The sequence below is a fragment of the Neorhizobium sp. P12A genome, from assembly GCF_008365395.1.
Lineage (GTDB): Bacteria > Pseudomonadota > Alphaproteobacteria > Rhizobiales > Rhizobiaceae > Rhizobium.
Window position 1 is genome coordinate 1 of record NZ_QOVX01000054.1, and the last position, 6,403, is coordinate 6,403.

The 6,403-nt window shown below is 55.0% G+C and carries 6 protein-coding genes and 1 pseudogene; 5 read left to right on the plus strand and 2 right to left on the minus strand.

What is annotated here, in order from left to right; all coding sequences use genetic code 11:
- Window positions 1–161: 161 nt before the first annotated feature.
- Window positions 162–851 (plus strand): hypothetical protein, encoded by a 690-nt coding sequence (locus DTW90_RS36675; RefSeq protein WP_149345020.1) that lies wholly within the window; start codon window positions 162–164, stop codon window positions 849–851.
- A 34-nt stretch (window positions 852–885) separates the two neighbouring features.
- Here DTW90_RS36675 and DTW90_RS36680 read toward each other — a convergent pair whose 3' ends face one another.
- Window positions 886–2,334, minus strand: coding sequence for an O-antigen ligase family protein (locus DTW90_RS36680; RefSeq protein ID WP_149345021.1), 1,449 nt, complete (start codon window positions 2,332–2,334; stop codon window positions 886–888).
- 366 nt (window positions 2,335–2,700) lie between these two features.
- Between DTW90_RS36680 and DTW90_RS36685 the strand changes: the two genes are divergently transcribed.
- From DTW90_RS36685 to DTW90_RS36700, 4 genes and pseudogenes are all read left to right on the plus strand, one after another.
- Complete coding sequence (locus tag DTW90_RS36685; protein ID WP_149345023.1) at window positions 2,701–3,966, plus strand: nucleotide sugar dehydrogenase; 1,266 nt, start codon at window positions 2,701–2,703, stop codon at window positions 3,964–3,966.
- A 67-nt stretch (window positions 3,967–4,033) separates the two neighbouring features.
- Entirely contained in the window at window positions 4,034–5,260 is a 1,227-nt protein-coding gene (locus DTW90_RS36690) for a glycosyltransferase family 4 protein (protein ID WP_188080194.1), read from the plus strand.
- A gap of 122 nt (window positions 5,261–5,382) precedes the next feature.
- Window positions 5,383–5,970 carry an SGNH/GDSL hydrolase family protein gene (locus DTW90_RS36695; RefSeq protein ID WP_246665194.1) on the plus strand — a complete coding sequence of 196 codons (588 nt, stop codon included), beginning with the start codon at window positions 5,383–5,385 and terminating at the stop codon, window positions 5,968–5,970.
- Between the two features lie 92 nt (window positions 5,971–6,062).
- Window positions 6,063–6,210: pseudogene (locus tag DTW90_RS36700) on the plus strand (transposase); the annotation flags it as partial.
- A gap of 79 nt (window positions 6,211–6,289) precedes the next feature.
- On the opposite strand, the gene DTW90_RS36705 reads toward DTW90_RS36700, so the two are convergent.
- A partial coding sequence (locus tag DTW90_RS36705; protein ID WP_149344594.1) for a transposase domain-containing protein occupies window positions 6,290–6,403 on the minus strand: 114 nt, incomplete at its 5' end.

A 6,403-nucleotide genomic window follows, 5' to 3' on the forward strand; every position in this document is an offset into this window, starting at 1 on the left:
CGTCGACAAATGTGCCGGTATCATCCTCAACAAGGTCGATACCGAAAAGATGAAGCTGTACCGGACCTATGGCTCAAGTGAATATTACTACTCGCGATACACGTCGTACTACCACGAGGCGTAGGACCAAGCGGCATAGCCGTCGTCGCTATAGTGTCTCTTTGGTCGCCTTCGGAATTGCCTGCGTCATTTTTCTGGCGATGGGCGCGCTGCAGTTGAAGCAGACAGCGCATTTTGGAAGTCTGTTTCCCCTGGCGCAGAAACTGCAAGCGGGTGAGTCCGTTTCAGCCGATGTCCTCAATAGATATGCCAAGCTTGCCGACAGCGTGACTTCGGGTGAATATTGCCGCTCGGATATTGTTCTCGCCGGCGCGACGGTCATTCTTGCGGATCTCGATCGCCAAAATCAAAGTCTCGACTATGACGCATGGGCAGACGCCATGTCCCTCGGCGATCGTTATTTCGTGCACGCCATTTCGTGCATGCCGACCAACGGCAACTATTGGCTCCGTCTCGCATTGATCCGGCGGGCGGTGGCGGAGCGACCGGCTGAGCTGGCGTCCTTCATGCAAGAATCCGTCCGCATGGCGCCAGCAGACCAGGACATCATCCTCGCGCGCTTCGCTTTCTGGAACCAGGCGAGTGCTGCCACGCTGGGAGCTGCGAATAGCTCCGTTGAAAGTGATATCAAGACCGTCCTTGAGAACGGCAACGCATTTGAGATCGTGCCCGCGATCAAAAACGTTGGGAGCAATCTCGCCCCGTATTTTCGCGAGGTCGCTCAATCGGTGTCCGCGGACAAGCTGGCCGTATTTAAAAAGGCCGGGCTTGATGCCGCGGCTCTGCCCTAAGGCGGAACTACGAGCCCGATTAGCCGGTTGGCCGCTACGAATCCGGTCTTCTTCCAACGGCGATGGAAATGACAGGCGCCATCAATGCAGCGAAGAAAACCGCAAAGCCGGGAATCTGCAGTGAAAAATCAATGGCGGAATGCAGGCTCACCAAAATGAGCGCGGCAAATCCCAGCGCCGGATAATGCCGCAGCTTCTTGCGGCTCTTCAGACCTTCCCGCAGGAAAAACACCAGAGCTCCAAAGCCAAGAAGAAGAGCGACTGGAAAAATCACGCCGAGATTTAAAGCTCCCTCGAGATAGGAATCGTGCGCACGATCCCAGACACCCCAAATGCCGCAGTCCGGGTCCCGGTAGGCGGGAAATATCCATTGGAATGTCCCGAAACCGGTGCCGACCAGATAGTGCTCGGATAAGGCGCGAAAAATGCCGGGCAAAATGCAGAAGCGTGCATCGTCTGAGCCGCGCACCTGTGCGCGCATTAGGACCTGGCCGCTCAGAACAAGAAAGACTGCCAGGATGACGATGCTGGCAATCGCCCAGCGGACGATGCTACGGCGGCCGAGTGCAGTGTTGCCGAAACCGGTCTCGCGCTCGCTGCTCCAGTTCATAGCCATATAGGGAGCAAGAAACAGCAGCGCTATAAATGTGCTTGCAATGCCGGCGCGGGATTTTGTCAGCAAAAGTGCTGCAAGCGATGCTCCGAGTAAAATCAAATATACAGTCGCACGGATCGTTCCTCCGCCACGAGGCGAGCGCCAATCCTGCATCTGTACCACGGCCCGCCGGACGTCGACCTTCCGGGCCTTTTCCCAGGCAAGAACAGAAAGGGTGAGGATGGTGACGCCGAGGAATGTCGCCGCGGTATTTCTGTTCACGAATACAGTGGTGAGACTATCGGTGTAGAAATGCTTCTCGACGACAATCAACGTCGCCGGCGAAATAAGGAACTGAAAAAGTCCGAACAGGCCGATGGCCCCGCCGACAAGTCCCAAGCACGAAATGAGCGCCTTCGAGCGATCGTCCGTGGAGCTGAGTATCAGGGCGACGATGAAAGTCACCAACGGCATCGCAATCCGCAAGATAGCTTCCACCGTGTCGGCAGGAGCAACCGATATGCTGCTTTGCTTTGTGCCAAGCAGCAATTGAGCGGAGTGCCAGAGAGAACTGGACGACGTATCGAACGGTAGATTCAAAGTCTGAAGGAACGCCCATAGGGTCAGAACCAGCAATATCGCTAGCGCAATATGAAAAGGAGTACGCGCACGCTCCGGTTCGCCGAAATAAGACACAACCATTACGGCCAGTGCAAACATCGACGAGGCAACAATTGCAAATGGAGCCTGGCCGACCGATCCGAAAAACAAGAGTGACGTGACGACGATAACAAGAAAGATACTCAGAAAAATCGTTGCAATACGATCCTGACTGAAGACTGCAATCGCCAGCCGCTTGTGCTGCCTTTGCCTATCCACAATGCGCATCCCTTTTCCTCAAGGCGGTCGCATCCTCTTTACATCGAGTTAACCAAGACCGAGCCACGACAGGCCCTTGTCTATATCAGGCCTCAGGCCGTTGGAAGAGCGAACTCTCGTGACTTTCCAACAAGAATATTTTCAGATCGATCTTCGCGAGCTTTTTCTGAGTTCGGGTTCATTTTTGGTATGAATCCAAGTTTGTCATCTTTGATAGCGGTCTAATTCATCGATTTTCGATAGAGAACCACGAGTTTTCAGAAAACTGACAAACAGCAGTTCTATGTACGTCTTAAGCTTAACGTCTAATTCCGGTTGCGGTGCAGCATTTTCTGATATTTTATCGTTCGCGTTCACGTTTTTAGAGGTAGTGGAATGAAGATAGCCATCTTTGGACTTGGTTATGTCGGTCTGACAGGGGCGGGATGCTTGGTAAAAGAAGGGCACTCCATCGTCGGCATCGAACCGCATGAAGATAAGATCAAGATGATTCTGTCTGGTCACTCCCCGATTTACGAACCAGGATTGGACGATCTTCTTGCCCAGGGTTTGGCGGAAAAACGTTTGACCGTGACGACCCAGGTCGGGAACCTTCTCGCTGAATGCGATGTGGCGCTGGTTTGTGTTGGCACACCCAGCGCATCCGACGGCTCGCACAATATGACCTATATAGCGGAAGTTTCGCGACAGATCGCAATGGCGGTAAACCGCGATCGCATCCGTCCGCTCACTGTGATCTACAGAAGCACGGTGCGCCCCGGCACGATCGATGACCTGATTGCCCCGATCTTCAAGACCCACCTCGGTGCGGATTTCCGCAAGGTGGTGGAGCTGGTCTACAATCCGGAATTCCTGCGCGAATCCGTCGCGATTCAAGACTACTTCAATCCGCCGAAAATTGTTGTCGGAACCCATGACGGCTTGCCATCCGAACGCATGACCGAACTTTATGCAAACATCTCGGCGCCGATGTTCGTAACAGGCTATCGCGAAGCGGAATTCACCAAGTTCGTCGATAATACCTGGCATGCGGTGAAGGTTGCCTTTGCAAACGAGATCGGCCGCGTTTGCGTCCAGTTGGATATCAGCGCCAAGAAGGTCCATGAGATATTCGTATCGGACCGCAAGCTGAATATCTCACCTTATTATATGCGCCCCGGCGGCGCGTTCGGCGGGTCATGCCTTCCGAAGGATGTTCGCGCGCTCGTCCATATCTCCGAGGAAGTCGGCGCCTTCAACCATCTCGTCGATTCATTGCTGCGCTCTAACGAAGCGCACAAGCGCTTCCTTTTTGATTACGTGACGCGTGATCTGCCGGCAAAGGCACGCATATTGATGCTTGGCCTTGCCTTCAAGGCGGAAAGCGACGATCTGCGCGAGAGCCCGCAGCTCAATCTGGCTCACAGATTGATCACTTCAGGATATCAGCTCAGCATTTTCGATCCGGCGGTCAAGCCGACGCAGTTGCTGGGTCAGAACATGGGCTACGCGTTCTCGCACCTGCCTTCGATATCCGATCTCATGGTGGATCGTGATGCCGCGGAAGGCAATGAATACGATCTCGTCATCGACACGAACGGCACACTCTCTGGCCTCACCGTCAATGCGGCGAAAGTCGTTCATACACATACGCTGCCTTAAGTCGGGCGCCCGATAGCCGGGCGTCCGCTTCCTCATCAAATCCATTTGCTCCTAAGTGAGAGATGTCATGGCTCTTTTAGAGATGGTCGATGCAGAACCCTTGCCGCTGGAGGGACGTAAGGTTCTGATCATCGTCGAAAATCTGCCTGTCCCGTTTGATCGCCGCGTCTGGCAGGAGGCCCGGACATTGAAGGCATCGGGGGCGCAGGTTTGCGTCATATGTCCGACCGGCAAGGGCTTCCTGAAGCGATATGAATGTATCGAAGGTATTCATATCTATCGGCATCCGCTGCCGCTCGATGCGCATGGTGCATTGGGATATCTGCTTGAATACGGAGCAGCGCTCTTCTGGGAGACGCTGCTTGCATGGAAGATATTCTTCCGGCACGGCTTCGAGATCATTCACGGCTGCAATCCTCCGGACCTGATCTTTCTTGTCGCGCTCCAGTTCAAGATTTTCGGGAAGATCTATCTATTCGACCATCACGATATCAATCCCGAGCTTTACGAAGCGAAATACGGGAGCCGCGGCTTCTTCTGGCGGTTGATGTGTGCATTCGAATGGGTGACGTTCAAAGCGGCAAAGGTCGTGATCTCGACCAACGAAAGCTACCGGGAAATCGCCCAGACCCGCGGCGGGAAAAAGCGAGACGAAATCTTCGTGGTGCGCAGCGGGCCTGACCTGTCGCGGTTCGTCGCGACCGAGCCGAATCCGGTATTGCGCAACGGGCATCGCTATCTCGTCGGCTATGTCGGCGTTATGGGCGCGCAGGAGGGGGTTGATCTCCTGATTGCCTCCGTCGATTACATCGTCAACGAGTTGAAGCGGCAGGATATCCAGTTCGTGCTCGTCGGCGATGGTCCCAGCGTAAAGGGGCTGAAAGCCGACGTCGAGAGAATGAAGCTGACGGATTACATCACGTTCACAGGCCGCGTATCCGACCACGATCTTCTCGAAGTCCTTTCGACATCGGATGTTTGCGTCAATCCCGATCGCGTCAATCCGATGAACGACAAATCCACGATGAACAAGATCATCGAATATATGGCGCTCGAAAAGCCAATCGTTCAGTTCGATGTCACCGAAGGCCGGCGGAGTGCTGAAGGCGCCTCTCTCTATGCCAAGGCGAACGATCCGGTCGATTTTGCCGAAAAGATCATCAGTCTGCTGGAAAATCCGGAAGAGCGGGCACGGATGGGGGCAATCGGACGCGAACGCGTGGCTACGAAACTCGCATGGCCATATCAAATTCCGAACCTGATCGCAGCCTATCAGAAGGCTCTGTCTCGCTGAGTATGTCTGTTGGCTCACGGGCAAAATGTGCCCTTGCCTATTGCGCGATGCTTTTGCTCCTGAGCCTGATGCAGACAACGTCAAGCGAAGCGGAAGGGATGGAAACGAGGAAATTGAGGATCGTGGCGTTCGGGACTTCGCTGACAGCGCGGGGTGGTTGGCAACGGCCTCTCGAGGCGGCGCTGCGCGATTGCCTGCAACGTCCGGTCACCGTGGAGACCGTCGCTCGAAGCGGCGCGACATCCGGCTGGGCAATAACGATGGCGGACAGCGTCATCGAAAAGAAGCCGGATGTTGTCCTCGTTGAGTTCTACGCGAACGACGCTGCCCTCAATCGTTTCATGACGGTGAACCAAAGCCGGGCGAATATGGACGAAATATTGAGCAAGCTGAAACGGAGCCTGCCGGCGGCAAGAGTGATTGTGATGGGGATGAACCCGATTTCGGGCATCCGGGGTTTTGCTCGACCATTTCTTCAGAGCTATATAGACGCGCATCGCCAGCTTGCAGAGGCGAAAGGCTTTGACTTCTTCGACAATCGTCCCGCCTGGTTGCGGCTGTCGCCTGCAGAACTCGCCGCGGCTATTCCGGATGGGTCCCACCCGCTGCCGAGCGTTGCTGCGGCAACAATCGTTCCAGGATTGACTGCCGAGATTGCAGGGGTCGGTTGCATCACGAGTTCAGACATGGCGAAGGGAATGTATCCGTGATGATCATGGTCTGGTGTGCGGCTGTTGATTTGCATTGAGAGCTGACCCTTCGGGGATGCGGACGAAAACTTGGACTGCCGAGGAGGTAGTTCATGTATTCCCACGAAGACAGGATCCGAGCGGCCGAGCTCTACATCAAGCTGGGGCAAACGTGTGCGAGCGACAATTCGCCAGCTGGGTTACCCAACGAAGAACGCGTTGAAGGTGTGGCACCGCGAATACGAGCAATGCCTCGATCTGCCTCTGGGCTGTGCGAATTCCAGATCTCGGCCGGCAAGGTATATCTTTCGCCCATCATCGACTGCTTCGACGTAAGCGGTTAGCCGATGGCGTCAGGCTTGAAGTTCCATGGCATAAGTGCCTCGAGCTCGGATACTGGCCAGCCTTTCGCGATGCGGGTCAAGGTCTGGGAAAGCCAGTCGAGCGGATCGAC

Bases quoted from the DNA above. Each gene is read 5' to 3' on its own strand.
- DTW90_RS36680 (WP_149345021.1), bottom strand. From the start codon at position 2,334: ATGCGCATTGTGGATAGGCAAAGGCAGCACAAGCGGCTGGCGATTGCA.
- DTW90_RS36685 (WP_149345023.1), top strand. From the start codon at position 2,701: ATGAAGATAGCCATCTTTGGACTTGGTTATGTCGGTCTGACAGGGGCG.
- DTW90_RS36690 (WP_188080194.1), top strand. From the start codon at position 4,034: ATGGCTCTTTTAGAGATGGTCGATGCAGAACCCTTGCCGCTGGAGGGA.